The sequence below is a fragment of the Bradyrhizobium sp. Ken01 genome (genome assembly GCF_055807355.1).
This window is the reverse complement of the sequence record NZ_JBVVPC010000196.1, coordinates 1-278: the sequence shown is the minus strand read 5'-3', so window position 1 is coordinate 278 and position 278 is coordinate 1. Positions and strand designations below refer to the sequence as shown.

At 65.1% G+C, this 278-nt stretch carries 1 protein-coding gene; it reads left to right on the top strand.

The features are described 5' to 3' along the window. The coding region (locus AC0L3S_RS39330) for an SDR family NAD(P)-dependent oxidoreductase (RefSeq protein WP_473285342.1) at positions 1-278 on the top strand (278 nt) is incomplete at both ends.

Here is a 278-nt window from a genome sequence, read left to right as displayed (position 1 = left end):
AACGCGACGATCATGGCGACCAGCTCGAACCTCGCCTTCGTGCCCGCGCTGACTTCCCGGCCTACTGTGCCAGCAAGACGTTCCTGCACTCCTGGCTTCAGTCGCTGCGGCGTCAGCTTCGCAAGATCCCCGTCGAAGTGCTGGAGCTCGCACCGCCCTATGTGCGGACCGAACTCACCGGCTCGCAACAGGCGAGCGATACGCGCGCGATGCCGCTTCCCGCCTATATCGCTGAGGTCATGCAATTGCTGGAGTCGCGGGTCCATCCCGGCGGCGAG